Here is a 26,441-nt window from a genome sequence, read left to right on the forward strand (position 1 = left end):
AGCAGGCCCGGTTCCTGGCTGTGGACAGAAACCTGAGGGCGGAACATCTCGCTGGTCGCAGTCCTCAACGAGTGGCTGTGACCAGCACCTTCACACGTCCTTGCAGATCACCCAGCCCTGGACGAGCCGGCCGAGCCGATGTTGCGGATCTTCGCAAGGCTGGGATCAAGCCGCCTCCCAAAGGCCGGCATCCAAAATGCGAGCCGCCTTCGCAATGCTCCCAGGCATCAGATGCCGGTAGGTCCGATACGTCTCCTCAATGGACTTGTGCCCCATCCATTCCGCCACATCGGTGATCGGTATCCCGTGGCCGAGCGCGTTCGAGGCAAAGTAGTGCCGGAAGCTGTACATGCCGACACCGTCCTCCACGGGGAGGTTCCTGAAGAGCTTCTGCACACGGCGGCGTTCCATCGGTTCCGTGTAGTAGCCGCTTGGGCCGCGCAGGAGATACCCATCCTGCGTGGTGCCGTGCTTCTCCTCGTACCGCTCGATAGCTTCCCGCACCGAGCGCGGCAGAGGGACCTCCCGGAACTCCCCCGCCTTGCGGTGCTTCAGCTTCGCCGGCCTATGCGTGTTGGAGTGGATCTGCTCATGCACTCGGTAGACGTCATCCGCCACAACGTTGTTGACGTTCACCGCCCGGGCTTCCCCGTTTCGCAAACCGCAGCCCACCATCATGACGATCTCAAGCGCGAGATACTCGTCAGCGGCAGTCAGCGCCTTCTTCACATAGTCGAGGGGCGGGATGACCACCTTCTGGCGGACGTACTCCGGCTCCTGGACCCCCTTCACAGGATCGTCCGCCATAGCCCCCTTGCCATAGGCGTCCCGCAATATCGCCTTCAGAGTGCGGAAGATGTTCACCTGGTTCCCGCGGCCCACTCCATCGGCCTCCAACTCGTCCAGGAAACGCTCGACCACGATCGGCGTGACAGAGTTCAGCTTCCTTGATCCGAGACGAGGGATGATGTGCACGTTGATGGAGCTGTCGACGTGCCAGCCCGTGGAGTACTCCGTCATCCTCCGCTGCCGCGGCCGCCACTGCTTCGCGTATTCCTCGACCGTCTGCTGACCGAGTTCCCGGCGGGCCTCGGCAACGGACGGCGCCGTCTTCTTTTTCTCCGCATAGATCTGCGTAAGGCGCTCGATCGCGTCATCCTGCGTGCCGAAACCAGCCTCTTCACGCTGCTTGCCGAGAGCATCCCGAAACCGAATCGTGTACGGGTGCGGGCAGCGGGTCGGCCTGGAACAACCGCACTCCTTGAAGAACGACCCCATCCCACGAGCGAGCTGTCGAGCCACGTATCAAGCCTTCCGAGCAGGGCGCCGGGCGGCACAGCAGGCCCCTGCCACGGGTGCAGGTCAGCAAGCCGGACACCGTCCGGCCCGATGCTGACCTTTTGCTGACCCGGAGGCGGCAATCAGGGCTCTGAACTGCGGAAACACCCAAACGCTAGATCTTGGATTTGAACATGGTGCGCAGCATGAGGCACTCCTGTGATGAGGCTCCCTGCCTGCGTTCTTGCAGGTCAAGGGCGGTTCCTTACCATACAGGGAGTCGTGCGCCCGGGCGATGTTCCTCAGCTTTTCCCGGCCAGGATCGCCAGCGGGTCGGTGCGGCCGGGCGTCCATCCCAGATCGGTCCGGGCACGGGCCGGGGTGAACCGACGGCCAAGGAGGTGGCGCTGGCCGTCAGCCGGGCGGCCGGTCTCGACGGCAAGACGGAGTCGATCTCCCTGGAGCGGGCGCGCGAGCGGATGGGTCCCATCGCGGACGCCTTCGCTCTCGACCAGCCAGGGGACGGCGCCCGCCTGCCTGCCGGGTGCGGTGAAGTACATGTCGATCAGGCGGTTCTCTCTGCCGTAGAGCAGCCCGGGCCGGATGATCACGGGCCGGCCGCCCGTCTCGGCCCGCCGGCGGACGGCCTCCTCGAGGGGATTCAGGAGCGGCCTCGGCGTGTCGATCCGTCAGTGGCGGCCGTCGGCTCCGGCGTCCGGTCCCCGGAGCACCGTGACCACGAGACCGCGCCGGACCGTGAACCCCAGGTGCTCGTACAGCTGCGCGGCCCGGGTGTTGGCGCTCGTCACGTGGAGAAAGGCCCGGTCACCGCGAGCGGCGATCCGCGCCACCATCGTCTTCACCAGGGCGGCTCCCAGGCCCTTGCCCCGGTGTTCGGGTGCCGTGCAGACGCCGCTGATCTCCACCCACCCCTCCGTGCACATCCGCTCGCCGGCCATGGCGACCAGGGCGCCGTCGTGGCGCACACCTACGTAGGTACCCATCTCGACGGTCCGGGGGGGGAAACGGGCCGGGAGCGGTACGCCGGGTCAGGTCCAGCATCTCCGGCACGTCGTCCGTGGTGAGGCGCACGGCCCGGTCGTCGTCGACGCCTTCGAGTGCCGGGGATGCGGTCATCTGCAGGATGTCGAACCGGTCGATGACGCTCCACGCGGACGGGACGGACACGGAGTCACGGACCAGCGCGGCGGTTCCGGTGCCGAGCAACCGGGCGGCGTCCGCCCAGTCCCCCGCCGTCGGGTCGTCGGGCAACCCCATGAACGGAGACACGTCCTCCAGATACCGGACGGCGCGCCCGCACCCACGCGCCAGGTGGGCGTGCCGCGGGCCGGAGAGGGACGCCAGGACGGGGTTGTCCAGTATGTGAACGGATTCCGCTCTCTTCGGCTCCGGACCGGTCCGGATCATCGCGGACCTCCTTGTGGGTCGTGCGGCTGGGACGGGCACCCGCGCAGTGACGGGTGGGTTCGGAAATCAAACCAGGGCGTCGCCGTGCCGGGTCTCACGAGGGGTCGCGTTCGCGGTGGGCTTCGCGTGCCGGCCCGAGAGGAACGCCCGGCGAACACTTGTCCGACCGATGAACAGTGCGACCGCGCGTTATCGTCGAAACATATAAAGACTCACCGGTCGGCACCACGCCACGCACCACCGCACAGGACCCCCACCGGAGCACCGAAGTGAGCACTGCCACCACCGCGATCTCTCCAGCCGGGTTCGTACGCGCCTTCCGGCGGGTGCCGCCGTCCGTCGCGTGGCTGGCCGGTCCCCTGCTGCTGATCGTGGCCGTACCGGTGGCCGACGCGTTTCTGCCGCCGGACATCCACCTGGCCCATCTGCTGACCGTCGCCACCGCGGTCGCTGCCTTCGGTTCCGGACCGCGTGCCACGACGCTCGTGGGTTCCGCGGCACTGCTCTCGCTGACCGTGGCCGGCCTGGAGCGGCACACCCTGACGACCGAGAGCGTGCTGGTCGAGTGGTGCTCGCTGGCCGCGGTCTCCGTCCTGCTGATCCTGTTCACACATCTGCGGGACCGGCACGAGCGGGCGCTGCTGCGAGCACTCTCGGTCTCCGACACGGCACAGCGCGTCGTGCTGCGGCCGCTGCCGGAGCGGGCCGGACCGGTGCGGCTCGCCTCCGAGTACCGCAGCGCCGACGCCGACGCCCATGTCGGCGGCGACCTGTACGCCTCGGCGCGCACCACCGGCTCCACCCGGCTGATCATCGGCGACGTCCGCGGCAAGGGCCTTGCCTCGATCAGTGACACGGCGATCGTGCTGGGCGCCTTCCGCGCCGCCGCCCACCGTGAGATCCCGCTGCCGGAACTGGTCTCCTACGTGGAGGACGCGGTCCGCTGGGGACTGGCCGAGTTCTCCAAGTCCGAGGCGGACCTCCACGAGCGGTTCGTGACGGCCGTGATCGTGGACATCCCCGACGACGAACCGGTGGTGCACCTGGTCAGCTGCGGACACCCGCCGCCCCTGCTGGTGCGCCGGTCGACCGGCACCGTGACGACGCTCCAGGTGGCGGAGCCCGCGCCGCCGCTCGGCCTGGCCGTCGGCGAGAGCTCGGCGGGCATGTACGTACCGGCGACCTTCCCCTTCCGCGACGGCGACCGCCTGATCCTCTACACCGACGGCGTCACCGAGGCCCGCGACCCGGCCGGCCGCTTCTATCCGCTCGCCGAACGCGTCGCCGTGCGGGCCGGCCATGAGCCCGGCCCGCTGGTCGAGGCCATCACCGCCGACCTGCGCGACCATGCCGGGGGCCGGCTGCGGGACGACATGGCCGTCGTCGTGGCCCAGCGTGATCCGGGACCCGTGGTCGTGGCCCAGCGGGATCCGGGACCGGTGGGCGGCTGACCGCAGTCCGCCCACGGATACCCGGCCCGGCACATCTCGCCCGGCGCCCATCCCTGCGCCCGTCCGGATGCCCGTCCGGATGCCTGTCACCTGCGCCCGTCCGGCTGCCCGTCAGAGCATGTCCTCGATGGTGATCGGCAGCTTCCGGATGCGCCGCCCCGTCGCGTGGTGCACGGCGTTCGCGATGGCGGCCGCCGCTCCGACCTGCCCGATCTCGCCCACGCCCTTGACGCCCAGCGGGTTGACGACGTCGTCCTCGACCTCGACCAGTTCGATCTCGACGTCGGGGGCGTCCGCGTTGACCGCGACCAGGTACTCCCCGAGGCTCGTGTTGGCCCAGCGGCCGGTGCGCGGGTCCATGTGGTTGGCCTCCAGCAGCGCCTGGCCCAGGCCCCAGAGCATGCCGCCCATCAGCTGGCTGCGGGCCAGCTTGGTGTTCAGCACCCGGCCGGGGGCGAAGGCGCCGGTCATGCGCCGCACCCGCACCAGGCCGAGCTCGGCGTCGACGGCCACCTCGGCGAACTGGGCGCCGAAGGTCATCATCCCGTACTCCGGCTCCCCGTGCGGCGGGCTCCAGGCACCGGAGGCCTCGGCGTCCGGCTGGAAGTTGCGCTGCAGCAGCTCGGCGTAGCCGTCGGTGGCCGTTCCCGCCGTCATCACGCCGTCCCGCACCACCACGTCGATCGGGTTCGCCCCGTGCAGGGCGGACCGCGGGTCCCCGACGGCGCGCGCGATGAGCTGGTTGCGCAGGGCGGTCGCGGCGCTGTGCACGGCGGCACTGATCATGCCCGCGCCGGCGGAGCCCACCGCGGCGGCGATGTTGGGCAGGTCGGTGTCGCCGTTCTCGAACCGGCACCGTTCCACGGGCAGGCCGAGCGCGTCGGCGGCGACCTGGGTCATGACCGTGGCGACACCGGTGCCGAACTCGGGGGTGGCGGCCTGGACGACGGCGGTGCCGTCGGCGTACAGGCGGGCGCGGGCGCGTTGCGGATTGGCGGGCGGCGCCACCGGGTAGCCGGCGGCGGCCATGCCCGTGCCGATCAGCCAGTTGCCCTCGCGGCGCGTACCCGGCCGTGGGTCGCGGCCCTGCCAGCCGAAGCGGGCGGCACCGCGCTCGTAGCACTCCCGCAGTCCGCTGCTGGACCACGGCAGACCGGAGGCGGGGCTCACCTCGGAGTAGTTGCGCAGCCGCAACTCGAGCGGGTCCAGGCCGAGTTCATCGGCGAGCTCGTCCATCGCCACTTCCAGCGCGAACATGCCGCTCGACTCGCCGGGCGCCCGCATGAACGTCGGGGTCATGGTGTTGGCGCGGAAGACCCGGTACTCGCCGTCGAAGTTCGGGCACGCGTAGAGCTCCGACGACACTCCGATCGAGGGTTCGGCCCAGTCGTCGAAGTGCGAGGTGGGGGACAGCTTGTGGTGCCGGATCCCGGTGAGCCGGCCCTCGTGGGTCGCACCGAGGACGATGTGCTGCTCCTGCTCCTCGCGGTGCCCGACCGAGGTGAACATCTGCTCGCGGGTGAGCACCAGCTTCAGCGGCCGGCCGACGTACCGGGCCGCCATCGCGGCCAGTGCCGGGTGATTGTGGATCATCGCCTTGGAGCCGAAACCGCCGCCGACGAAGTGTCCGACCACTCTGATCTTCGACAGGGGGATGCCGAGCAGCCGGGCGACGGTGATCTGGGTGGCGTTGACGCCCTGGGTGGCGTCGTGCAGGACCAGCTCGTCGCCGTCCCACTGGGCGGTGGTGCCCGACGGCTCGATCGGGTTGTGGTTGTTCGCCGCGTAGGTGAACGTGGCGTCCACCGTGACGTCCGCCTCCGCGAGAGCAGCCTCGGTGTCCCCGCGCTCGACGCTGCCCGGCAGAAAGCCGCCGAAGATGTGGTCGGGTACGTAGGCCTGGTCGCGGCCCTGCTCCAGGGTGACGACCGGGGGTGTCTCCGCGTAGGTCACGCGCAGCAGGCTCGCCGCGTGCTGGGCGCGCTCCCAGGTGTCGGCGACGACGATCGCGATGTGCTGCCCCGCGTAGTGGACGACGTCGTCCTGCATCGGGAAGAAGGTCTGTCCGGGGGCGGCGCTCCCCGCCAGGGACGGGAGCAGCGGGGGCTGCTCGGCGATGCGCGGCAGATTGCGGTGCGTCAGGACGGCGAGCACGCCCTCCTCCGCCTCGGCGGCGGCGGTGTCGATGTCGGTGACGCGTCCGGAGGCGATACGGGAGCCGACCACGCAGGCGTACGTCATGCCGGGGATCGGGATCTCGGCGGAGTAGCGGGCGCTGCCGGTGACCTTGGGGCGGCCGTCGACGCGGTCGAGGGGCTGTCCTATTGCCGGTGCGGTCGTCATGCCGGGCTCCCGCTTCGGTCGGCGGTGAGGGTTTCGAGGGCGCGGACGATCGCGCGTCGGGCCAGTTCGGCCTTGAAGCCGTTCATGGCCGTCGGCCGGGCCTCGATCAGTTCGACCCGGGCCGCCTGGGCGAAGTTCTCCCGTGTCACGCCTGCCCCGATCAGGAAGTCCTCGACCCGGCGGGCCCGCCACGGCTTGGTGGCCACGCCGCCGAGGGCCACGCGTACGTCCGCGATGGTGCCGTCCACGACGGACACCGCGGCGGCCACCGAGACGAGCGCGAACTCGTAGCTCTCCCGGTCGCGCACCTTCAGGTAGAGCGAGTGGCGTGCCACGGGTGCCGGGGGCACCTCGATCGCGGTGATCAGCTCGCCGTGCTCCATCGGGTGCTCGCGGTGCGGGGAGTCGCCGGGCAGGAGGAAGAAGTCGTCGAACTCGTAGCCGCGTTCACCGCTCGGGCCCTGGGTGAGCACCCGGGCGTCGAGCGCCATCAGGGCGACGGCGACGTCCGAGGGGTGGGTGGCGATGCAGTGCTCGCTGGTACCGAGGATCGCGTGGCCCCGGTTGAACCCCTCGATGGCCGAGCAGCCGCTGCCTGGCTCGCGCTTGTTGCAGGCTGACTCCGCGTCCCGGTAGTAGGAGCACCGCACCCGTTGCAGCAGGTTCCCGCCCATGGACGCCATGTGGCGCAGTTGCGCCGAGGCACCGAGTTCGAGGGCCTGGGCGATCACGGGGTAGCGCTCGCGCACCGTGGGCGCCGCAGCGACCTGGCTCATCCGGGCCAGAGAGCCGATGCGCAGGCCCCCTTCGGGGGTGACCTCGATGCCGGTCAGCGGAAGGCCGTTGATGTCGACGAGCCGTCGCGGGTGGAGGACGTTCTGCCGGAGCAGATCGATCTCGGTGGTGCCGCCCGCCAGGAAGTCGCTGGTGGGGTCGGCGGTGACGGCGGCGATCGCCGTCGCGGTGTCGGTGGCTCGCGAGTAGCTGATCGGCCGCACGGCAGGACTCCCTAGGCTCCGTCGCGGACAGCGCGGATCGCGGCCCGGATGTGGGGGTAGGCGGCGCAGCGGCAGATGTTGCCGCTCATCCACTCCTTGATCTCGGCGTCGTCGCCCGCGTGGCCCTCCTTGAGCAGACCCACGGCCGACATGATCTGGCCGGGTGTGCAGTAGCCGCACTGGAAGGCGTCCTCGGCGATGAACGCCTGCTGCATGGCGTGCAGTTCGTCGCCCTCGGCCAGTCCCTCGACCGTGGTCACCTCGCGTCCCTCGCAGGTCATCGCGAGCGTGAGACAGGACAGCACGCGGCTGCCGTCCACCCACACCGTGCAGGCACCGCAGGTGCCCTGGTCGCAGCCCTTCTTGGCGCCGGTCAGCTGCAGCCGTTCGCGCAGCGCGTCGAGCAGACTGACACGTGGCTCGATCTCCACGGAGTGCTGGACTCCGTTGACCGACAATCTGACCTGGACCGGGCCGGGTCCTCGCTCTTCGAGGGTCTGCCCGTGCCGGGTGACGGCCGGACCGTGTACAGACATGGGCCACCTCCAACAAGCGACCCTCTCATCCTGATACGGGCAGATATGTGCTGCAACCGTAGGATTTCGATATGACCGACAGTGCGCTGGAATCCCGTGAAGCGGTGACCGTGGTCTTCACCTGGGAGGTGACACCCGGCAAGGAAGCCGAGTTCGAGCAGTGGGCGCACGGGATCGAGAGGGAGGCGGCCGCCTTCACCGGCCACAAGGGAGTGACCTGGCTGCGGCCGGAGGGCGAGACCCGGCACTACTACGCGATCGTCCGGTTCACGGACACCTCGGCCCTGGACCGCTGGATGGCCTCACCCCAGCGAGCCGCCTGGCAGGAGCGGGTCAAGCCGTACGGCCGGTCGGCGCCGCCGAAACTGACCACCACCGGCCTGGAGACCTGGTTCAACGTCCCCGGCGCCCCCGCCAGGCCGCCCGCCCGCTGGAAGATGTCGCTGATGACGATCCTCGCGGTCTACCCGTTCGCCCTGCTGTACGACGGGCTGGTCGCCGAGCACTTCCACAGCTGGCCGCTGCCCTGGCGCACGCTGATCTTCCCGATCTTCCTCGCGCCGCTCCTGACCTACGCGGTGATGCCCTGGCTCAGCAGGGCGCTGCGCGGCTGGCTCTATCCGGAGCAGCCCTCCCCCACCACGGTGTCCGTACCGGCCGGCACACGCCCGGGGCGGCCCGGCGGTACGGCCTGAAATCGTCGGCGGCGCCGGCACGACGTACCCGCGGACATCCGACGATCGCGGTCGTTCGACCCGCTCAGGTCCAGTCGTCCTCGCGCGGACCGGCCGCTCGGCCGTCGCCGCCCGGTTGCCGTTCACGGTCCGTGTTCCGGGGGGCCAGGGGCAGCAGGATCCGGGATTCCAGGCGCTCGTAGACGATGGAGGTGCGGACGTCGGCGACCTCCCGGCGCTCCGTCAGTTCGTCGATGACGAAGTCGTACAGATAGTCGGTGTCCGGCACGGCCATGTGGATCAGGAAGTCGTCGCTGCCGGTGGTCACGAAGATGCCCACCACCTCGGGGCGGGTCCGCACCCAGGCGCGGAACCCCTCCAGGACCTTGCGGGACGGTGGCCGGATCCGTACCGAGATCAGCGCCTGGACCGGACGGCCGAGCGCTTCCAGGTCCACTTCGGCGGTGAAGCCCTTGAGGATTCCGCGGCGTTGCAGGGACCGCAGTCGTTCCAGTGAGGTGGAGGGGGCGACGCCGGCGGTGGCGGCCAGCTCCCGGTTGGTCTGGCGGCCGTCCCGCTGGATCTCGCGCAGCAGCAGACAGTCCAGTTCATCCAGTTCCACCCGTTCCCCCCGGAGCTCTGCGCGGCACGGTGTCTGTGGGCAGGATGCCCCGGGCCGGGCCGGAATCACATGCGTGGGCCGACGCTGACCGGATCACGGCCCCGGCCGTGAGCGCGGCGGGCGGGGGTTCAGACGACGCGGTCGGCTCGCAGTGCCTCGATGTCGGCGGTGCCGTAGCCCAGTTCGGCCAGGATCCGGTCGGTGTGCTCGCCCACGGCCGGTACGGCGTCCATGCGCGGCTCGGTCCCGGCGAGATCGACCGGCGGCAGCAGGGCCGGCACCCGGACCCCGCCCGGCAGGGGGACGTCGCGCCAGCGGTCGCGGGCGCCGAGCACGGGATGCGCCAGGAAGTCCTGGACGTCGTTGACCCCCGCGTTGGCGATGCCCGCCTCGTCCAGGATCTTGGTCACTTCGCCGGCGGCGGACCGTGCGAAGCGCTCGGCGACGATCGCGTTCAGCTCGTCGCGACGGGCCACGCGGTCGGAACCGGTGGCGAAGCGGGGGTCGTCGACCAGGTCCGGCCGCTCCAGGAACCGCTCGCACAGGGCGGCCCACTCGCGTTCGTTCTGGATGGAGAACAGCACCTCCTTCCCGTCGGCGGCGGTGTAGGTGCCGTACGGGGCGATGGTGGCGTGCTGCGTGCCCAGACGCGGCGGCTGGGTGCCGCCGTGGCGGGTGTAGTAGGCGGGCTGCCCCATCCACTCGGCCAGCGCTTCGAACAGGGAGACCTCCACGGCCCGTGCCACACCCGTCGTCGCGCGGGTGAACAGGGCGGTGAGGATGCCCGAGTAGGCGTACATCCCGCCGGCGATGTCGGCGACGGAGACACCCGCGCGGGCCGGACCGTGCTCGTTCCCGGTCAGCGACACCAGCCCGGTCTGGCACTGCACCAGCAGGTCGTACGCCTTGCGGTCGGCCCACGGGCCGCTCGACCCGTAACCGGTCACCGCGCAGGGGATCAAGGACGGGAACCGCTCGCCGAGGGCCTGTGCACCGAGGCCCAGCCGCACGGCCGCGCCCGGTGCCAGGTTCTGCACGAACACGTCCGCCCCGCCCAGCAGCCGCTCGAGGACGGCGCGGCCCCGGTCCGACTTCAGATCGAGCGTGAGGGATTCCTTGGAGCGGTTGAGCCACACGAAGTAGCTGGACTCGCCGTGCACCGTGGTGTCGTAGCGGCGGGCGAAGTCCCCGTCCCCGGGGCGCTCCACCTTGACGACCCGGGCTCCGAGGTCGGCGAGCTGGCGGGTCGCGAAGGGGGCGGCGACCGCTTGCTCGACGCTGACGACGGTGATGCCGGACAGGGGCAGATCCGCGGTGTGCTCGGGCATGCGGCGACCTCCAGCGGGGCGGGCGTCCGGGACGGGACGGCCGCGTCGGACGACTCGTGGCAACGCGTCGTGCTTTGTAGCACGCCTCGGCGGTGCGGTGAGCGGCCGTCAGGTCGCCGGAAACCCTCACGGGCGCAACCCGATTCCGTTTCATTCGAAATCGTATCGAATGAAAGAATGGCTGATAAGGTTCGCTCATGACCGCCGACCCGCAGAGCAGGATCCCGTCGCGCGCGTCCGGCACCCTCGACGACACCTCGCCCTTCACTCTCGGCCTGTTGCTGCGCCGGGCGCACTGGCGGGCGAACGCGGCGCTGGCCGAGGCGCTGCGACCCCTCGGCATCGAACTGCGGCACTACGCCGTGCTGATGGAGATCGCCGACCGCGGCCCGACGGTGCAGCGGGATCTGGCCGGCGCGACGGGGTCGGACAAGGCGGGGATCATGCGGGTCGTGGACGATCTGGAGCGCCGCGGGCTGGCCGTGCGCAAGTGCGTTCCGGGCGATCGGCGGGTGCGTGCCGTGGAGATAACGCCCGAGGGGGTGCGGGTCTTCGAGGCCGCTCATGCGGTGGCACTGCCGGCGGCCGAGCGCCTGGCCGCCGGGCTGGAGCCCGGCGAACTGGGGCAGTTGACCGAACTGCTGACCAGACTGTCGCGCCCCGCCGCCCGTGAGGCGTGAGCGGTCCGGCACGACGGGCGTGTGACTGCTGCGGGACCTGACCGCCGGGTGACCTGACTGCCGGGGGACCCGATCGTCGGGTCGCCGGACCGCCGGACGGCCTGACGGCTGGGCCACCTGACGGCTCGGCCATCTGGCCACCCCGCCATCCGACCATTACCGGGCCACCCGGCCACCCGGCCGAGCCCCTCCGGTCGAGCCCCTCCGATCGACCGTCCGCACCGTCACGGACTCGGCCGATCGAAGGCCCTCCGGATCAGGCCCCGCGCCGGCGGTCATCCCCCGACGAACGTCACCGTCTCCTTGAGCGGCGCGCGGCCGACACGCGCGGCGCAGGTGGCGTCGTCCTCGTATCCGATCGACATGCCGCAGAAGAGGAGGAGTTCGTCCGGCGGCGCCAGAACCTCCGCGACGCTCCTGCGGTACTTCGCCCAGGCCATCTGCGCGCAGCTGTGCAGCCCTTCGGCGCGGAGCAGCAGCATGACGGTCTGGAGGTACATGCCCACGTCGGACCATTGGGCCGGACCGAGGTCGCGGTCGATGTAGCAGAACAGGGCGGCGGGCGCGCCGAAGCAGTCCCAGTTCCCGGCGGCGGCCCGCTGGCGCGCCTCCACGTCCTCACGCGGAATGCCGAGCGCGCCGTAGCGCTGCTCACCGAAGGCGGACCGGCGTTCGCGGTACGGGGACTTCAGCGCGGGCGGGTACTGCTCGTACTCCGGTTCGTCCCACGCGTCGCCCGAGGCCACACGCCGGCAGGCGAGGCGCTTGAGCCGGGCCAGCGGGGCGCCGGTCACCACATAGGCACGCCACGGCTGGATGTTCGACGCGGAGGGCGTCCAGGCCGCGGCGGACAGCACGCGCTCCAGCACCTCTCTCGGGACCGGCCGGTCTCTGAATTCGCGCACTGCCCGTCGGCTGGTCACCGCTTCATACACGTCCATGATCGCCTGCCTCCCAACGGATCTCCGCGACCGAGTTGGTCATATTCACGATAGTAGCATTCGATACCATCTTGTGTTTGACTATCTCGGGTCAAACAATTTTCGTCCTTCGGCCTCCGGGCCCCGGGCATCGCTTGTTGGGAGAAAGTCCATGGTCACGCTGCTGCACATCGACTCGTCCGTGTTTCCGGGCGAGGCGTCCGCGTCCCGTACGGTGACGAACGCCTTCCGCCGGGCCTGGGAGGAGCAGCACCCGGAGGGCACGGTGATCTACCGCGACCTCGCCGCCGACCCCGTGCCGCACATCACGGCCGCCGGCCACACGGCCGGTTCCACCCCCGCGTCCGAGCGCACCCCGGAGCAGTCCGCCGCGCTCGCCGCGCGCCTGGAGCTCATCACGGAGCTCGAACGGGCGGACGCCGTCCTGATCGGCGCCCCCATGTACAACTTCTCGATCCCGTCGACGCTCAAGGCATGGCTCGACAATGTGATCATGACCGGCCGCACCTCGGGCGAGCGCCCGTCCGCGCAGGGCACTCCCGTCACCGTCGTCGCCAGTCGCGGCGGCTCGTACGCCCCGGGCACACCGCGCGAGGGCTCCGACTTCGTGCAGAACTATCTGTCGAGCGTCCTTCGGGGCAGCCTGGGCCTGGACGTCGACTTCATCGTCCCGGAACTCACGATGGCGCCCCGCGTCCCGGCCATGGCGGAACTGATCCCCCTCTACGAGGTCTCGCGCAACCGCGCGATGCAGGACGCGATCACCAAGGCGAAGGCCCTCGCGGAACGCCTCGCCCCGTGACCGGCCACGTCACGGCCGGCGTGTGACGTCACGCTCGTGGTGACGTCACATTCGCGGCCGCACGCGGTTCCACCGCGCGGAACACCACGCGACGCGCCCACCGTCCACGCGGCCCGCGCCGTCACGCCGGGCGAGCCCCGTCGCGCGGAAGGCGCTCAGCCGTCCACGCCGTTCGGCTCGGCGAGCCTGTTCAGCAGGTCCATCAGCTGCTCCGACTCCCCCGGACCGAGTCCGGTGACCAGCCGCGCGGCCAGCGGCTCCGCCGCCACATGGGCCGCGCCGAACAGTTCCAGGCCCTCGGGCGTGATCTCCACCGCGCGCGCCCTCCGGTCCCCCGGCACGGCCCTGCGCACAGCCAGCCCCTTGCGCTCCAGGTCGTCCACGACCCGCATGATCCCGGCCTTGTCCGACCCGGTCGCGTTCGCCAGGTCCCGCTGCACCGTGGGCCCCCTGTCGACGAGTTCCATCATCACCGCGAAGTGCCGCAGCTCGATGCCGAGCGGGCGAAGCGCCTCCGTCATCACGGAGGCGGCGTGCGCGTGCGCGCGGCGCAGCAGCAGACCGAGCGCGAAGGGCGAACAGTCGCCGGGGCGGCCGGTCGCGCGCGGTACGGCGCTCGCGGGGGGAACGTCGGCTGTCATGGGGCCAGGCTACCCACGGCCCATTCATTCGATACGGTTTCGAACGAAATCAAAGGCGAGGCGTCACCGGACGTCCCGCACCCGTCGCGGTCCACGCCGGCGCCGCACGGCCCGGCGGCACCCGGCCGCACCCGGGCCGCACCCGGCGGATTCGCGGCCGTGGACGCGGCCGGCCGTGCCGACGTGCTGCCACGTCGGCACGGCGGTCACTTCTCGCGGACCGAGACCGGCCGTCAGCCGTTGGAGAAGCGGCCCGCCTGGGCGAGCAGCTGCTCCGCGTCGTCGGTGGGCGGGTAGATCCAGAGGCTGTTGATGTTCTGCTTGAGGGTCTTGGCCTCCTGCCCGGTCAGCGCCACCTCGCGATCCCAGCCCTGGGTGTACACGGCACCGGCGGGACCGAGGTCGAGGCAGGTGACGTAGGGGTCGGGGGTGAAGGGCAGCGGGTCGCCGCCCAGGAGGTCGGCGGCGACGTTGTGCCCGGCGAACTTGCCCATCGGCAGGGCGTGCTGGCAGGACTGCGTCGACGTACGCCCGTCCTCCACCGGGACGAGAGCGGTGTCGCCGGCCGCATACACGTCGGGAACACCGATGACGCGCAGGTGGGGGTCGACGCCGAGCCGGCCCAGCCGGTCCCGCTCACCGGGGATCTGCGCGGTCAGGGGGCTCGCGGCCATGCCGGCCGTCCAGACCACGGTGGCCGCCGGAATCACCTCGCCGTCCGAGAGGGTGACGTCCCGGCCGGTCGCCGAGGCCACGGTGCGCCCGAGCCGTCGCTCGATCTTCAGCTCGTCGATCGCGCCGTCGATGTTCGGGCGCGGGCCGGGGCCGAGTTCAGGGCCCACGACGTCGGCGCGGTCGACGAGCACCACCCGCACGTCCTCGGCCGCGTCCTGCCCGGCGGCGATCGAGGAGAGCCGTTCACCGAGCGCGGTGGCGACCTCCACGCCGGTGAAGCCGGCGCCGACCACGACAGCGGTGTAGCGGCCCGGGGACGACGCCTGCTCGGGCAGCCGTCGGAGGTGGTTGTCGAGCGCGGCCGCCGCGGGCAGGGTGTCGACGTCGAAGACGTGCTGCGCGCCGGGGAAGCCGGGGCGAACCAGCCGGCTGCCCGTGGCCAGCACCAGCTTGTCGTAGGTCAGGTCGAGTTCCTCGCCGTCGCGTCCGACGGCCCGCACGGTGCGCGCCTCGGTGTCGATCCCCGTGACGGTCGCCGTGACGCGGCGTACGCCGATCGGGCCGAGGACACGATCGAGGGCGACCCGCATGCCGTCCGGCGCGTCCTCGTACAGCCGGGGGCGGATGACGAGGTCGTCGCCCCCGCTGACCAGCGTCACGCGCAGTTCCTCACCAGGGCCGCCCGCCTCGCGAGCGGCGCGTACGGCTCCCGCCGCGCTCCACACGCCCGCGAAACCGCCGCCGATGATCAGGACATCCTTCATGGACTTCTCCGCCTCCGAAGCAGAAGTGACAAGCCGGTGACTCCTCGAGCCCGGCAATCCTGGACACTACAAGTCCTGGATAGTAGATGTCCAGAATGCTCTTCCCCGCCCTCCCTCGCGACCGCCCCGGGAGATCCGGTCGGCGACGGCTGTCCCCCCGGGATCCTGGACATGTAATGTCCGTAATATGCGAATGTCCAAGGGAGTCGAGTGGGCTCTGCACACGCTGCTGAATCTGGACGTGGTCGGCGGCGGCCCGGTGGGCAGCGCCCAGCTCGCCGAGGCCCACGGACTGTCGCCGTCCTATCTGAACAAGCAGCTGCAGCTGCTCGCCCGGGCGGAGCTCGTGGTGTCCGTGCCCGGACCCCGCGGCGGATTCAGGCTGGCCAAGCCACTCGAAGCCATCACGCTTCTCGATGTGGTGGAGGCCATCGAGGGGGGCACCGAGCTCTTCCACTGCACCGAGATCCGCTGCGGCGGCAAGATCGGTGAACTGTCACCGCCGCCCACCGGCCGCTGCGCCGTCAACGCCGCCATGCGCCGGGCCGAGGAGGCCTGGCACCAGGCGCTGGCCGCCCAGAGCCTGGCCGACATCAGGACCGAGCTGACCGCCTCCCCGCTGGTGCGACAAGTGGTGCGCTCCGCGCTGAACTGACGCTGTGCGCGCAGCTCGGGCGGACACCCTGCCCGCCCTCCCGCACACCTGCGCCACCGCGCTCGTCGGGGTGCCTCGACGGCGCCCTCCCACGACCTCGGGAGCGCTTCGCAGTCATTTGACCGATGCTTCGGGACCCACCCCCGTCCGAGACTCTTGTCGGCTCGGTGATTCCGGGCACGCGTGCAGACCAGTGAGTACCTGATGGACCTGTCGGGGCGGGGAGAGCGGAGCGGTGAACTGATGGGCAGGGAGCCCTTCGACATTGACGGCGAGCGCGGGGCCGATCGCACGGACGGCGGCAGCGCCAAGGCCGTCGACACCCGCCCGCCGACCGTCCGGCGCGGGGCGGTACGGTGCCGGACGCTCGTCCGCCTGGTCAACGCGGGCGAGTACCTGCGCGTCGTGACGCAGCTCCGGTACGACAGCTTCAACCCGTACTCGGTGTCCATGGTGTTCAACCTGGACACCGACGAACCCGTGGAGTGGGAGTTCGGACGCGACCTGTTGTCGGAGGGCCGGCAGCAGGTCACCGGCATGGGCGACGTCCGGATCTGGCCTTCCGACATCCGCGGTCACAACGTGGTGTTCATCTCCCTGCGCTCGGGGGCGGACATGGAGGTCGTGGCGGTTTCCGCGACCCTGATCGACGCCTTCCTCGAACGCACCCACCAGATCGTGCCGGCGGGCCAGGAGCAACAGCTGCTGGACGTCGACGGCGTCGTCGACCGCATGCTGGACGGGCCGTCATGACCTCCGTGCCGCGGTCAGCCCACGGTGTCACACCCTCGGGGGCAGCCCGGTCTCTCTGTATGAGGGGGAGGCCGCGGACCATCGGCGCACCGGGGACGACGCCGGTGGCCCGCGGCCTCGGCACCGGTCCGCATCCGCCCCTTCAGCGCGTCGGTGCGCTGCCAACCTCGGGAAGGGACGGTTCGCATGTCATACCCGCCGCAGGTGTACACGGGCGACGGCGGCGAGATCAGCGCGAGATTCCGGCCGGTGGACACCCCGCCCGGCGTCGGTACGGCAGGCGGGGACGCCGTTCACTATCTGGCGACCACGACCACCACGCGCGGCGAGTTCGGTCTCTACCGGGTCGAGATGAGCGCGCGGGCGGGCGGCCCCAGGACACACTTCCACAAGACCGTCTCGGAGTCGTTCTTCATCCTCGACGGCACCGTGCGCCTCTACGACGGCGCGCAGTGGGTCGACGCGCGGCAGGGCGACTTCCTGCACGTCCCGCAGGGCGGGCTGCACGCCTTCCGCAACGACTCCGACGCCCCGGCCCAGATGCTGCTCCTCTTCACGCCCGGGGCACCGCGTGAGGCGTACTTCGAAGGGCTGTCGCACCTGGCCGACGCCACCGACGAGGAGCGCGCCGCGTTCTTCGACGAACACGACTCGTACTTCGTCGAGTAGGTCCGGGCGGACCCCGCCCGGGGACTCGTCGCGGGGCACGCGGAGACACCCGTACGTCGCGTCACGGCCGCTTCCCTGTAACCCACCTCACACGACAACCGCGATTTCGGTGTCACAGATCGAATCGGAGCCCGGTCTATTTGGCGACCGTCCCGATTCGTGATGGGAGGTGCCCCGATGAAGGCGGCGGATTTGCGCGCACTGCCCCGGCCTGTTGCCGCGGTCGTGGGCGGCGGAGGTGTGCTCGGAGCGACCCATGTCGGCGTCGGGTACGCCCTGGAGCGGCACGGATTTGTCCCGGACATGATCATCGGTACGTCCGTCGGCGCCCTCACCGGGGCGATCGCGGCCGCGCACCCCGACCGGGCCGCCGCTTGGCTGGACGAGGTGTGGAGCCGGCTGAGCCGCCGGAAGGTGTTTCCGCTCGGCCTGCCGTCCGCGCGGGCCGGCCTCTTCACGGACCGGGGCCTGCGCAGGCTGATCGCCGGAGCCGAACTTCCCTCACGCATCGAGGAGCTGCCGGTCCCCTTCACCGCGGTCGCCATGGACCTCGACACCGGCGCCCAGGCGCTGCTCGACCACGGGGATCTCGAGTCGGCGCTGCTGGCCAGCTCCGCGATCCCCGGGGTCCTGCCCCCGGTGCCGCGCGACGGCCGGACGCTGATCGACGGCGGGGTGGTCGCCTATGTTCCGGTGCGTGCGGCCTGGGAGGCGGGGGCGGCCAGTGTGGTCGTGCTGTCGACCGGGCGGGAGAGCGGGGCGGTACGTCCCATGATCCCGCGGCGCGGGGCGGGTGCGATCGCCGCCCGGGCCGGACTCCTGCTGTTGCACCATCAGATCGAGCGCGACCTGCACGACGTGTCCCGGCACATCCCGACCGTCGTGCTCCCGACAGGTGTCGCGGAGTGGCCCGCCCCATGGGACTTCGGCCAGTCGCAACGGCTGATCAGCACCGCGTCCCGGACGGCGGGGCGCTTCCTAGACGGGCTGCGGGTAAGCGGCCCCGGCCTCTACCGGGCCGACGATCCCGCGAACACCCCGGCCGGTCCGGGCGGGACGGCACATTCTCTCGTATCGGGAGCTGTTCAGTGAGCACCATTGCGTTCATCAACGTCGGCATGCACGGGCGTGTGAACCCGACGCTGCCCGTCGTGGCCGAGCTGGTACGGCGCGGACACCGCGTCACGTACCACACCTCGCCCGCGTTCCGGGCGGGAGTCGAGGCCGCCGGCGCGAGCGTGCGTCTGTATCCCGGGGGCGATTTCGCGCTCCCCGATCCGCCGACACCGCTCACCCTGCTGGCGGGGCTCGCGCGGGCCACCGCCGGACTGCTGCCCGCCGTGCTCGACGAACTGCGCGGCATCCGGCCCGACCTGATCGTCCATGACTCGGCGTGTCCGTGGGGTGCGGTCGCCGCGCGCGAACTGAAGGTGCCGGCGGCGTCGTCGTTCACCACCTTCGCGTTCAACCGGCACGTGCACAGTCCCACCCGCGGATCGGGGGGTCTGCTGGCCGCTGCGGCGTCCCGGCCCTGCGCGCTCCAGCGCTATCTGCGGTCGCGCACCGGGCTGCGCCGCCACTTCGACACACGCGGACTGCCGCTGATCGATCTGGGCAACATCCGCCAGCCGCTCAATCTGGTGTACACGTCGCCGGCGTTCCAGCCCTCCGTGGACGACTTCGACCGGTCCTACCGGTTCGTCGGGCCGAGCATCGGGTCCCGCCCGGTCGACACGTCGTTCCCGACGGACCGGCTGCGCGACCCGGTGCTGTACGCCTCGCTGGGCACGGTGTTCAACGCGTCACCGCGGCTGCTGCGCGGCTTCGCCACGGCGCTCGCCCCGCTGGGCGGCACAGTGGTCCTCTCCACCGGGCAGACCGATCCCGACGCGCTGGGCCCGCTGCCGGCCAACGTGCTCGCCCGCCGCTTCGTACCGCAGCCGGAGGTGCTCGCCCGTGCGGCGATGTTCGTCACCCACGGTGGCATGAACAGTGTCAACGAAGCCCTGTACGCGGGGGTCCCGGTACTGGTGATCCCGCAGGGCGCCGACCAGCCGGCGGTGGCGCGCCGGGTCGTCGAACTGGGGGCCGGTCTGTCGCTGCGCACCGAGGAGGCCGACGTGGCATCCGTGCGCGCGCTCGCCCGGCGCCTGCTGCACGAGCCCCGGTTCCGGGCGGCCGCGACCGCCCTGCGTGACTCCCAGCGCGAGGCGGGCGGCTTCCTGCGCGCGGCCGACGAGCTGGAGTCCTATCTGGAAGCGGCCGGTACGGCCGGTCCGGCGTCCCCCGGCTCTTCGTCGAAGCGGGGCTGACCGTGTCACCAGTACTTCCCCTGCTGTTCCTGGCCGGGCTCTCGGAGGCCGCCGGGCGCGTCCTGCCCCTGGTCGCGCACCGGCCCGGTGTGTCGCGCAAGTTCGTGATCGGCCTGCTGCTCGCCGGTGCCCTCGTCGAGGGCGCGGTGTTCGCGCTGTGGCCGCTGACCACGCTGACCCTGGCCGAGCTGGTCCAGGGAGCCCCGGCCGCGGCCCCCACCGAGTTCGTGTGGACACCTGAGCTGATCGCCCCCCTGATGCTCGCCGCCGTGCTCGCCTTCCCCCTGCTCGGGCCACTGCTGCACCTGCTGCTGTTCATCGGGGTCGGAGCCGGTCTGTCCGACTCGCTCGCCTCGGCCACCGGGCTGGGCTGGTGGACCGCCGTCGGCTGCGTCACCGTCGCGGGCGTCGGGCTCGGTGTCACCTCCGAGGGCGTGCGGCGTCTGGTGGCGCGCATCAGCACGACCGGCCGCCGGGAGGCGATGGCATGAACCACTTCCTGCTCTGGGCCGCCCTGCTCGGGCCGGTCCTGCTCGCCGAAGCCCTGCTGGCCCGCCACGAGGTGCTGGCCTACGGCGTCGGGTGGCGGGCCCCCACGTCCGTCCTGCCGAAGGGCGTGCCCTACGCGCGCGGTGCGGCCCCGGACAGCCCGCCGAACGCGTACCTGGTCTACCTGGACGGCATCGGCAAACGCCGCTTCCGTGACAGCCGGGACGGGGGCCTGCTGGTCAAGGCCCTGATCAAGGGTGCGCCGGAGCTGCGCGTGCTGGGCCAGGTGCTGCCCTACTCACCGCTCGCCGACCCCATCGCCGACCGGCCGGTGTGGGCGTGGCTGCGCCGCCGCGTCGGACTGCTGCTGTTCCTGCACAACGTCATGCAGATCTTCGTCGCCGCCGACCACCGGTACCGGCCGCTGTACAACCGGGCCGTCGGCGGTCAGATCGCCACCCAGCTGCGGCTCGCCGGGTACGAGCCCGACAGCGGCGTACCGGTCGTGCTGCTCAGCTACAGCGGAGGCGCCCAGGTCGCCACCGGCGCGGTCGAGGAACTGCACGGCCAGCTGGGCGCGCCGCTGCTGATGATCACCCTCGGCGGGTTCCACAACGGCGCCAACGACCTGCGCGGCGTCCAGCACCTGCACCGGCTCACCAGCGCCAGCGACCCGATCGAGCGGCTCGGCACCTGGATCTTCCCGCAGCGCTGGCCGCTGTTCCGCGGGAGCGGATGGAACCGGGCGGACCGCGCGGGGAAGATCACCGTGCACCGGCTCGACCCGGCCACCCACGTCGGACCGCGCAGCTACATCAGCCGGTCGGCACAGCTCCCCGACGGCCGCAGCCACCTGGCCCGCACCGCCGACACGGTCATCGAGCTCATCCGCGCCCACCACGGCGCGCCGCCGGCCGCCGACGACCCGAAGGCCTGAGCCACCCGCCGACCAAATCCTGGTTCCGGCCGGGGCGCGGTCCCGGCCCGGGCGCGGTCCCGGCCGAGCGCGGTCCCGGCCGAGCGCGGTCCCGGCCGAGCGCGGTCCCGGCCGAGCGCGGTCCCGGCCGAGCGCGGTCCCGGCCTCGTCGCAGTCCCGGCCCGGGCCGCCCGGTCGGGCTCCCGCGTCCGGCCCGGGTCGAGTGGTCGGGCTCCCGCGTCCGGCCCGGGTCGAGTGGTCGGATCGCGCCCCCGGCGGGTGGTCCTCGCACGACCCCGGCGGCCCAGGGCGACGGCCGTCCCCCGATCACGACGGCCCGCTCGGTGTCACAACATCGGTGCGCACCCTGTCATACGTGGTGAATGCGGCTGACCTCGCCCGTCAGCCGGACGTGGACGGGGTCCCCGACCCCTGACGGGAAGGGACCCGGATGAGAGTCGTCGTCGCAGGGGCCACAGGGCTGATCGGCTCCAGGACCGTCGCCCGGCTGCGTGACCACGGGGTGCAGGCCGTACCCGTCTCCCGCCGCCACGGCGTCGACGTCATCTCGGGGGAAGGCCTCCACAAGGCCCTGCGGGCCGCCGAGGTGGTGGTGGACGTCACCAACGCCCCGACCCGCACCGACGAGGCGGCACTCCAGTTCTTCCGCACCGCGACCACCAACCTCCTGGCCGCCGCGGACCTGGCCGGAGTCGAGCATCACGTGATCCTCTCGGTCGTCGGGGCCGACCGGCTGACCTCGCCCTACCTGCGCGCGAAGGCGGAGCAGGAGGACCAGGTCCGGCGGTCCCCGATACCGCACTCGATCGTGCGTGCCGCGCCGTCCTTCGAGTTCCTGGAGGCCGTCACCGTCGCCGACACACGCCGCGACGCCGTCCACGTGGTCCCCGCGCCCGTGCGTCCCGTGGCGACGGACGACGTCGCCGCCGCACTCGCGCGGGTGGCCGTGGGACTGCCGCTGTTCGGCACGCTGGAGGTGGCCGGCCCCGAGGAGCACCGCCTCGACGACCTCGCCGCCAAGCTGCTCGCCGCCCGAGGCGACGCCAGGTGCGTCATCGCGGACGGTCGGGCCGGACTCCTCGCCGCCGAGGCGGCGGAACACGGTCTTCTGCCGCAGCCGGGTGCCCACTTCGGCCGCACGACGTTCGGCACCTGGCTCACGCAGCGCTGAAGCACCGGCGCGCCGGCGGCCTCCCCCCGCGCTTCCCGACCGGACGGCCACCGACGCGCGCCCGCCGCCGCGACCGCCGTCCGACCTCACCTCCGCACGCCTCGACAGGAAAGCTGCCATGAGTGATCCGATCCTGCCCGCCGCCGCCTCCGCGACGAGTCAGCTCGACCAGATACCCGACCGTGACGCCGAGGAGACGAGCGAGTGGCAGGCATCGCTCGACGCCGTCATCCGGCACGCCGGCCCCGACCGCGCCGTGTACCTGATGCGGCGCGTGCACGAGCACGCCGTCCGGTCCGGGGCGGCCCTGCCGGGGCTGCTGTCGTCGGACTACATCAACACGATTCCCGCGTCGGCCGAGCCGGACTTCCCCGGCGACCTCGCCATGGAGACCCGCATCACCGCGCTGAACCGCTGGAACGCGGCGGCGATGGTCTCCCGCGGTTCCCGCCTGGGCCTCGGCGGCCACATCGCGACCTACGCGTCCGCGGCCTGGCTCTACGAGGTCGGGTTCAACCACTACTTCCGAGGCAAGGACGCGGACGGTTCCGGGGACCAGCTGTTCTTCCAAGGGCACGCCTCGCCGGGCATCTACGCGCGGGCGTTCCTGGAGGGCCGGCTGCGCGAGGAGCAGCTCGACGGTTTCCGCCGTGAGGTCGACGGCCACGGGCTGCCCTCCTACCCGCACCCCCGGCGCCTGCCGTGGCTGTGGGAGTTCCCGACGGTCTCCATGGGGCTCGGCCCCCTCGCCGCCGTCTACCAGGCCCGGTTCAACCGCTACCTGCTCAACAGGGGCATCAAGGACACCTCCGGGTCGCATGTCTGGGCCTTCCTCGGAGACGGCGAGGTCGACGAGCCCGAGTCGACGGCGGCGCTCGAACTCGCCGCGCGGGACGGACTCGACAACCTCACCTTCGTCATCAACTGCAACCTGCAGCGGCTGGACGGTCCGGTTCGGTCCAACTCCAAGATCGTGCAGGGGCTGGAGGCCCGGTTCCGCGGGGCCGGCTGGCACGTGATCAAGACCCTGTGGGGCGAGGCCTGGGATCCGCTGCTGCAGCGGGACGCCGACGGCTCGCTGGTGCGCCGTCTGGGCGAGATACCCGACGCCCAGTTCCAGACGTACGCCGCGCGGGACGCCGCCTACATCCGCCGGCACTTCTTCACCGGGGACGCCCTGTCCCGCGTCGCCGCGAGCCTGAGCGACGCGCAGATCACCGACCTGTTCGAGAACTCCCGGGGCGGCCACGAACCGCTCAAGGTGCACGCGGCGTACCAGGCCGCGACGGAGCACCGCGGCGGGCCCACCGTCGTCCTCGCCCAGACGGTCAAGGGGCACACGCTGGGTGCGGACTTCGAGGCCCGCAACGCCAACCACCAGATGAAGAAGCTGAGCACGGACCAGTTCCGCCGGCTGCGCGACACGCTCGAACTGCCTATTCCGGACAGTGCGTTGAGCGGCGACGTGGTGCCCTTCTGGCACCCCGGCGAGAAGTCGGAGGAGGTGCAGTACCTGCACGAGCGGCGTGCCGCGCTGGGCGGTCCCGTGCCGGTGCGCCGGGTGGTGGCCAAGCCGCTGAAGCAGCCGGCGGCCCGTCCCTTCGATGCCCTCCGCAAGGGCTTCGGCAAGCAGGAGGTGGCCACCACCACGGCTCTCGTGCGGCTGGTCAAGGACCTGATGCGCGAGGAGGACACCGGGCGGCGCTGGGTGCCCATCGTCCCCGACGAGGCCCGGACGTTCGGCATGGAGGCCCTGTTCCCGACCGCCGGGATCTACTCGGCGCAGGGGCAGACCTACGAGCCGGTCGACGCCGACCAACTCCTGCACTACAAGGAGGCCAAGGACGGCCAGCTCATCGACGAGGGCATCACGGAAGCCGGGTCGCTGGCCGAGTTCACCGCCGCGGCTACGGCGTACGCCACGCACGGCGAACCCATGATCCCGTTCTACATCTTCTACGCCATGTTCGGGTTCCAGCGCACCGGCGACCAGTTCTGGGCCCTCGCCGACCAGCTGGGCCGCGGCTTCGTGGTGGGCGCGACGGCCGGCCGTACGACGATGACGGGCGAGGGGCTCCAGCACGCCGACGGGCATTCCCATCTGCTGGCGTCCACGAATCCGGCCGCGGTGAGCTACGACCCGGCGTTCGCGTACGAGATCGCGGTGATCGTCCGGGAGGGCCTGCGCCGGATGTACGGCGAGCGGCCCGAGGACGTCTTCTACTACCTGACGGTCTACAACGAGCCCAAGCAGCAGCCGCCCATGCCCGAAGGGCCCTCGGTCGAGGAGGGCATCCTGCGGGGCATGTACCGGTTCCGGCAGGCGGAGTCCCAGGACGCGGGGCCGCGGATCCAGCTGCTGGCCTCCGGTACGGCGATCCACTGGGCGCTGGAGGCGCAGGAACTGCTGCTGTCCCAGTGGGGCGTGCACGCCGACGTCTGGTCGGTGACGTCCTGGACCGAGCTGCGCCGCGACGCGCTCGACGCCGACCGGGCGCGGCTGCGGGGCACGGAGCGCGTCCCGTACGTGACGCAGGCGCTGTCGGGTGTCGGCGGACCCGTGCTCGCGGTCAGCGACTGGATGCGCCAGGTGCCCGATCAGATCAGCCAGTGGGTCGAACAGGACTACTCGTCGCTGGGCACGGACGGCTTCGGCCTGTCGGACACCCGCGACGCCGTGCGCCGCTACTTCGGGGTCGACGCCGAGTCGATCGTCGTGGCCGCCCTGGACCGGCTGGCGCGGACCGGCGCCGTCGACCCGGACACCGTCGTCCGGGCACGGGAGCGCTACGGCCGGCAGGGATGAGCGTCCCGCCGCGGGCCCGGCGCGCCGTGAGGACCGCCGCGCACCGCGGTGGGTGCGCAGACCAGGGGTGCCCCGTCGCCCCGACCATTCGTGAGGAGCAACCGACGTCATGACCATTTCCGTAACCCTGCCGGCCCTGGGCGAGAGCGTCACCGAGGGAACCGTCACCCGCTGGCTGAAACAGGTCGGCGAGACCGTCGAGGCCGATGAGCCCCTGCTGGAGGTGTCCACCGACAAGGTCGACACCGAGATCCCCTCCCCGGCCTCCGGCGTGCTGCTGAAGATCGTCGTACCGGAGGACGAGAACGCCGAGGTCGGCGCCGAGCTGGCCGTCATCGGCAGCCCCGCCGACGCGGAGCCCGCGCCGGCGGCACCCGCCGCACCCGCCCCCGTGGCGGAGGCTCCCGCCGCGAGCGCGGTCGCGGAGCCGCGGAGCGCTTCTCCTGCCCCGCCCACCCCGCCGGCGGCCCCTGCCGCACCCGCGCCCGCCGTCCCCGTGGCCCCTGCCGCACCCGCGCCCGCCGTCCCCGCGGCCCCTGCCGCACCCGCGCCCGCGCCCGCCCCGCCCGCCCAGCCCGCCGTACCTGTCGCCCCCGCCGCCCCCGCCGCGCCGGTGGCCGCGCCCGCGGTGACCAGCCCGGAGGCGGCTGCTCTGCGTGGCCGTACCGTGCCGATGAGCCGCATCCGCAAGGTGATCGGCGAGAACCTGAAGAAGGCCCTGCACGAGCAGGCTCAGCTGACCTCCGTCGTGGAGGCCGACGTCACCGCGCTGATGCGGCTGCGCGCCCGGTCCAAGGACGCCTTCGCCGCCCGTGAGGGCATCAGCCTGTCTCCGCTGCCGTTCTTCATCAGCGCCGCGGTGCAGGCACTGAAGGCGCACCCCGCCGTCAACGCCCGGATCAACGACGCCGAGGGCACCATCACCTATTTCGACACCGAGAACATCGGCATCGCGGTCGACACCGAGAAGGGACTGATGACGCCGGTCATCAAGGCAGCCGGAGACCTGAGCGTCCCCGGTGTCGCGCGGGCCGTGGTCGAGCTGGCCCGCAAGGCCCGCGGCGGCGGACTGACCCCGGACGACGTCACGGGAGCCACCTTCAGCATCTCCAACACCGGGTCGCGCGGCGCCCTGTTCGACACGGTCGTCGTACCGCCGGGCCACGCGGCCATCCTGGGCGTCGGCGCCGTGGTCACCCGCCCCGCGGTGGTCGACACCCCGGACGGTCCGGTGATCGGCGTCCGCGACCTGGTGCACCTGTCGCTGTCGTACGACCACCGGCTCGTCGACGGCGCGGACGCCGCGCGCTACCTGACGGCGGTGAAGGCGATCCTGGAGGCCGCCGCGTTCGCCGGTGACCTGTTCCAGGAGAACCCGGCACAGGCCTGACGACCCCGGTGAGGCACCGCCCCGCGCCGTTCCGGCCGTCGGTCACCGGCCGTGCGCCGGGCGGCGCGGGCCCGGTGCCTCACCGCTCCGCGGGCCGC

General features: G+C 71.8%; 24 protein-coding genes and 1 pseudogene. 14 read left to right on the forward strand and 11 right to left on the reverse strand.

Annotated elements, in window-relative coordinates; genetic code table 11:
• Positions 1–165: 165 nt before the first annotated feature.
• The 3 genes and pseudogenes from DN051_RS07815 to DN051_RS47775 form a co-directional block, all read right to left on the reverse strand.
• Complete coding sequence (locus tag DN051_RS07815; protein ID WP_112438369.1) at positions 166–1,278, reverse strand: tyrosine-type recombinase/integrase; 1,113 nt, start codon at positions 1,276–1,278, stop codon at positions 166–168.
• A 302-nt stretch (positions 1,279–1,580) separates the two neighbouring features.
• The gene (locus DN051_RS45745) at positions 1,581–1,889 is read right to left on the reverse strand and encodes a hypothetical protein (protein ID WP_199314903.1); all 309 of its coding nucleotides are present in this window, start codon (positions 1,887–1,889) and stop codon (positions 1,581–1,583) included.
• Positions 1,890–1,967: 78 nt separating this feature from the next.
• A pseudogene (locus DN051_RS47775) lies at positions 1,968–2,706 on the reverse strand (GNAT family N-acetyltransferase).
• Between the two features lie 269 nt (positions 2,707–2,975).
• Between DN051_RS47775 and DN051_RS07830 the strand changes: the two are divergent.
• Entirely contained in the window at positions 2,976–4,157 is a 1,182-nt protein-coding gene (locus DN051_RS07830; protein ID WP_053762552.1) for a PP2C family protein-serine/threonine phosphatase, read from the forward strand.
• 111 nt (positions 4,158–4,268) lie between these two features.
• On the opposite strand, the gene DN051_RS07835 is transcribed toward DN051_RS07830, so the two are convergent.
• From DN051_RS07835 to DN051_RS07845, 3 genes are read right to left on the reverse strand one after another with little or no spacing between them, the layout of a single operon-like run.
• Positions 4,269–6,500 carry a xanthine dehydrogenase family protein molybdopterin-binding subunit gene (locus tag DN051_RS07835; RefSeq protein ID WP_053762551.1) on the reverse strand — a complete coding sequence of 744 codons (2,232 nt, stop codon included), beginning with the start codon at positions 6,498–6,500 and terminating at the stop codon, positions 4,269–4,271.
• Complete coding sequence (locus DN051_RS07840; protein ID WP_053762550.1) at positions 6,497–7,498, reverse strand: FAD binding domain-containing protein; 1,002 nt, start codon at positions 7,496–7,498, stop codon at positions 6,497–6,499. The genes DN051_RS07835 and DN051_RS07840 overlap by 4 nt, the downstream gene beginning before the upstream one ends.
• A gap of 11 nt (positions 7,499–7,509) precedes the next feature.
• The gene (locus DN051_RS07845) at positions 7,510–8,034 is read right to left on the reverse strand and encodes a (2Fe-2S)-binding protein (RefSeq protein WP_053762549.1); all 525 of its coding nucleotides are present in this window, start codon (positions 8,032–8,034) and stop codon (positions 7,510–7,512) included.
• A gap of 71 nt (positions 8,035–8,105) precedes the next feature.
• Here DN051_RS07845 and DN051_RS07850 point away from each other — a divergent pair, with 71 nt between their 5' ends.
• Positions 8,106–8,729, forward strand: a complete 624-nt coding sequence (locus DN051_RS07850) for an antibiotic biosynthesis monooxygenase (protein WP_063797389.1) — start codon at positions 8,106–8,108, stop codon at positions 8,727–8,729.
• A 64-nt stretch (positions 8,730–8,793) separates the two neighbouring features.
• Here the strand turns inward: DN051_RS07850 and DN051_RS07855 are convergent, their stop codons facing one another.
• Together DN051_RS07855 and DN051_RS07860 are read right to left on the reverse strand one after the other, a co-directional pair.
• Complete coding sequence (locus DN051_RS07855) at positions 8,794–9,330, reverse strand: Lrp/AsnC family transcriptional regulator (RefSeq protein WP_112438370.1); 537 nt, start codon at positions 9,328–9,330, stop codon at positions 8,794–8,796.
• Between the two features lie 128 nt (positions 9,331–9,458).
• Positions 9,459–10,658, reverse strand: coding sequence for a CaiB/BaiF CoA transferase family protein (locus DN051_RS07860; protein WP_053762548.1), 1,200 nt, complete (start codon positions 10,656–10,658; stop codon positions 9,459–9,461).
• A 197-nt stretch (positions 10,659–10,855) separates the two neighbouring features.
• Here DN051_RS07860 and DN051_RS07865 point away from each other — a divergent pair, with 197 nt between their 5' ends.
• Entirely contained in the window at positions 10,856–11,338 is a 483-nt protein-coding gene (locus DN051_RS07865; RefSeq protein ID WP_053762547.1) for a MarR family winged helix-turn-helix transcriptional regulator, read from the forward strand.
• Between the two features lie 275 nt (positions 11,339–11,613).
• Here the strand turns inward: DN051_RS07865 and DN051_RS07870 are convergent, their stop codons facing one another.
• Positions 11,614–12,279: a nitroreductase gene (locus tag DN051_RS07870; RefSeq protein ID WP_053762546.1), complete on the reverse strand. Its 666-nt coding sequence runs from the start codon at positions 12,277–12,279 to the stop codon at positions 11,614–11,616.
• Between the two features lie 151 nt (positions 12,280–12,430).
• Here DN051_RS07870 and DN051_RS07875 point away from each other — a divergent pair, with 151 nt between their 5' ends.
• Complete coding sequence (locus DN051_RS07875; protein ID WP_053762545.1) at positions 12,431–13,081, forward strand: FMN-dependent NADH-azoreductase; 651 nt, start codon at positions 12,431–12,433, stop codon at positions 13,079–13,081.
• Between the two features lie 155 nt (positions 13,082–13,236).
• On the opposite strand, the gene DN051_RS07880 is transcribed toward DN051_RS07875, so the two are convergent.
• Together DN051_RS07880 and DN051_RS07885 are read right to left on the reverse strand one after the other, a co-directional pair.
• Complete coding sequence (locus tag DN051_RS07880) at positions 13,237–13,722, reverse strand: MarR family winged helix-turn-helix transcriptional regulator (protein ID WP_112438371.1); 486 nt, start codon at positions 13,720–13,722, stop codon at positions 13,237–13,239.
• A gap of 233 nt (positions 13,723–13,955) precedes the next feature.
• The gene (locus DN051_RS07885; protein WP_079001691.1) at positions 13,956–15,161 is read right to left on the reverse strand and encodes an NAD(P)/FAD-dependent oxidoreductase; all 1,206 of its coding nucleotides are present in this window, start codon (positions 15,159–15,161) and stop codon (positions 13,956–13,958) included.
• A gap of 193 nt (positions 15,162–15,354) precedes the next feature.
• Here DN051_RS07885 and DN051_RS07890 point away from each other — a divergent pair, with 193 nt between their 5' ends.
• The 10 genes from DN051_RS07890 (at position 15,355) to DN051_RS07935 (ending at position 26,343) form a co-directional block, all read left to right on the forward strand.
• Complete coding sequence (locus DN051_RS07890; protein ID WP_053762543.1) at positions 15,355–15,816, forward strand: RrF2 family transcriptional regulator; 462 nt, start codon at positions 15,355–15,357, stop codon at positions 15,814–15,816.
• Between the two features lie 183 nt (positions 15,817–15,999).
• Complete coding sequence (locus DN051_RS07895) at positions 16,000–16,569, forward strand: SsgA family sporulation/cell division regulator (protein WP_112438372.1); 570 nt, start codon at positions 16,000–16,002, stop codon at positions 16,567–16,569.
• Positions 16,570–16,755: 186 nt separating this feature from the next.
• The gene (locus DN051_RS07900; protein ID WP_053762541.1) at positions 16,756–17,238 is read left to right on the forward strand and encodes a cupin domain-containing protein; all 483 of its coding nucleotides are present in this window, start codon (positions 16,756–16,758) and stop codon (positions 17,236–17,238) included.
• Positions 17,239–17,415: 177 nt separating this feature from the next.
• Positions 17,416–18,330, forward strand: a complete 915-nt coding sequence (locus DN051_RS07905; RefSeq protein WP_234389033.1) for a patatin-like phospholipase family protein — start codon at positions 17,416–17,418, stop codon at positions 18,328–18,330.
• Entirely contained in the window at positions 18,327–19,550 is a 1,224-nt protein-coding gene (locus tag DN051_RS07910; protein WP_053762539.1) for a macrolide family glycosyltransferase, read from the forward strand. The genes DN051_RS07905 and DN051_RS07910 overlap by 4 nt, the downstream gene beginning before the upstream one ends.
• Positions 19,551–19,552: 2 nt before the next feature.
• The gene (locus DN051_RS07915) at positions 19,553–20,041 is read left to right on the forward strand and encodes a hypothetical protein (RefSeq protein ID WP_053762538.1); all 489 of its coding nucleotides are present in this window, start codon (positions 19,553–19,555) and stop codon (positions 20,039–20,041) included.
• The gene (locus tag DN051_RS07920; RefSeq protein WP_053762537.1) at positions 20,038–20,976 is read left to right on the forward strand and encodes a hypothetical protein; all 939 of its coding nucleotides are present in this window, start codon (positions 20,038–20,040) and stop codon (positions 20,974–20,976) included. Before DN051_RS07915 ends, DN051_RS07920 begins: the two co-directional genes overlap by 4 nt.
• Before the next feature lie 430 nt (positions 20,977–21,406).
• Entirely contained in the window at positions 21,407–22,147 is a 741-nt protein-coding gene (locus tag DN051_RS07925) for an SDR family oxidoreductase (RefSeq protein WP_053762536.1), read from the forward strand.
• Between the two features lie 118 nt (positions 22,148–22,265).
• Positions 22,266–24,953 carry a pyruvate dehydrogenase (acetyl-transferring), homodimeric type gene (aceE, locus tag DN051_RS07930; protein WP_112438373.1) on the forward strand — a complete coding sequence of 896 codons (2,688 nt, stop codon included), beginning with the start codon at positions 22,266–22,268 and terminating at the stop codon, positions 24,951–24,953.
• Between the two features lie 109 nt (positions 24,954–25,062).
• Entirely contained in the window at positions 25,063–26,343 is a 1,281-nt protein-coding gene (locus DN051_RS07935) for a 2-oxo acid dehydrogenase subunit E2 (protein ID WP_112438374.1), read from the forward strand.
• Positions 26,344–26,441: the final 98 nt, after the last annotated feature.

Origin of the sequence: Streptomyces cadmiisoli (assembly GCF_003261055.1) — a bacterium.
Lineage (GTDB): Bacteria > Actinomycetota > Actinomycetes > Streptomycetales > Streptomycetaceae > Streptomyces > Streptomyces cadmiisoli.